This is a genomic window from Mycobacterium sp. E1747, assembly GCF_001667775.1.
Lineage (GTDB): Bacteria > Actinomycetota > Actinomycetes > Mycobacteriales > Mycobacteriaceae > Mycobacterium.
The window spans coordinates 1-1912 of the sequence record NZ_LZJI01000038.1 but is presented as its reverse complement, the minus strand read 5'-3'; the positions used below and the strand labels follow the sequence as shown (position 1 = coordinate 1912).

2 protein-coding genes are annotated in these 1912 nt (G+C 63.8%); both read left to right on the top strand.

Annotated elements, in window-relative coordinates; all coding sequences use genetic code 11:
• The first annotated feature begins 354 nt into the window (after window positions 1–354).
• Window positions 355–882, top strand: a complete 528-nt coding sequence (locus A5695_RS28240; RefSeq protein WP_156749430.1) for a helicase — start codon at window positions 355–357, stop codon at window positions 880–882.
• Window positions 883–910: 28 nt separating this feature from the next.
• Window positions 911–1912: phage major capsid protein (locus tag A5695_RS02695; RefSeq protein WP_156749429.1), on the top strand; the 1002-nt coding region annotated here is incomplete at its 3' end.

Sequence of the window (1912 nt, the reverse complement as noted above, 5' to 3'; positions counted from 1 at the left end):
CGCCCGGGGGCATGCAATTTCTGCCTCATGGTGGCTTCCCGCGGTGCCGTCTACACGAAAGCGACGGCGACGTTCGCCTGCCATGAGCACTGCTACTGCGAAGCCGTTCCGGCCTGGGGTGGAAGACCACTCCCGGTCGGCCCGTACCAGCCTTCTGACCGGCCATCCACCCCTGCGGACCGCGCCCGCGTCCGCAGATGGATCGCAGACAACCTAGACGTGCTCGGCGAGCAAGCAAAAAGCGACCTAGCAGCACGCAAAGGTTAAAAGACTTCCCAACCAGATTGTTGAGTTGGGATTTTCAGCCGAACCGCAACGGGGAGGCCAAATCCGAAACGGAATGCGAGTAGAGCAATGCCCGAAGAAACCCTCCAAGAATCTGAGGCCGGAACAGATCCTGTCGAAACGACGGAACCGGACACCGGCGACGCAGCCCCGGAGGGGGATGCCTCAGAGCAGCCGCCGAAGAAGCCGACCGAAACGGTCGAATTCTGGAAATCCAAGGCCCGTGAGCAAGAGAAACGCGCCAAGGAGAACGCCGCTGCGGCAAAGGAATTAGCTGACCTGAAGGAGTCTCAGAAGACTGAGCTTCAGAAGGCCATCGAACGGGCTGACGCTGCTGAAGGCGCGCTGGGTGCGTTGAAAGCGGCTGAGCAGATACGGGAATGGAAATCCGCGACTGCCAAGAAGTTCGGTGTTCCCGCAGACGCTCTGCGTGGTGTCGACCTCGACGAGATCGAAGAACACGCCGCCACCTTGAAATCTCTGCTCCCTGAGCCCCGCAAACCAGGACATGTACCTGGGGAGGGGCGAACCGTACAACCCGGAAGTGGCGACCCTGCACAGCAATTCGCCGAAATTTTACGCAATGCGCGCAAATAAGCGCGTTCACCACTAGAAGGAGGGCCAGATGGCCAACCCCACAACGTTGTCGAATACGGCAACGCAACTATTGCCGCCAACGATCACTGGCCCGATCTTCAACAAGGCCGTTGAGCAGTCCGCTGTCATGTCGTTGGCTCGCCGTGTCCCGCTGTCGGTTAACGCCCAGACCGCGATTCCCGTCCCGATGGACATCCCCACCGCGGACTGGGTCGCTGAGGGCGGCGTCAAGCCGGCAGCTCAGGTCGGCGTCGGCGTGAAGCTGATGACCGGCAAGAAGGTCGCCCTGCTCGTCCCGGTCTCCGATGAGGTCGTGATGTCCAACCCGGGCGGCCTCTACGAGCAGCTGCAGCAGGACCTGCCGACCGCGATCGCGCGGGCGTTCGACTATGCGGCGATCGCCGGTAAGTCGATCCGCACCGGTGGTGCCGGCCCGTTCGCCGACTACCTGGCGCTCACCCCCAACACTGTTGCGTTGGGGACCACCGCTCAGGGCAGCGGCGGCATCTACGCCGACCTGGTCACCGCTGTCGGGAAGGTCGTGGACAACAACTACGACATGACCGGCTGGGCGGCCGACCCGCGGCTGCAGGTGGATGCGATGCTGGCGACCGACACCCAAGGTCGTCCGCTGCTGAACACCCCCGCCAACGCGGCCGACAACCAGTCCAGCCTGTTGGGCTGGCCGGCCTACTTCAACAAGGGTGTCTCCGGTCGGTACTGGCGTGCCGGCGACTCGGTGCAGACGCTGACCATCACCGGCACCCCGACTGGCGGCGGCATCGTCATCGGATCTGGCGGAAACTCGCTGCAGGTGGCGTACAACGCTGCGGCGTCGACCGTGCAGACCGGCATCCAGGCGTGGGGCGGCATCTATGCCGCTGTCACCGTGTCTGGTTCGGCCGGTGGACCGTACACGATCACCTTCCCCGCCATCACGTCGAACGTGGCCCCCGAGGCGGCGCCGTTCACGGTCATCAGCAACTCGCTGACCGGCGGCACCAACCCGAAGGCCACGATCGCCTCCACC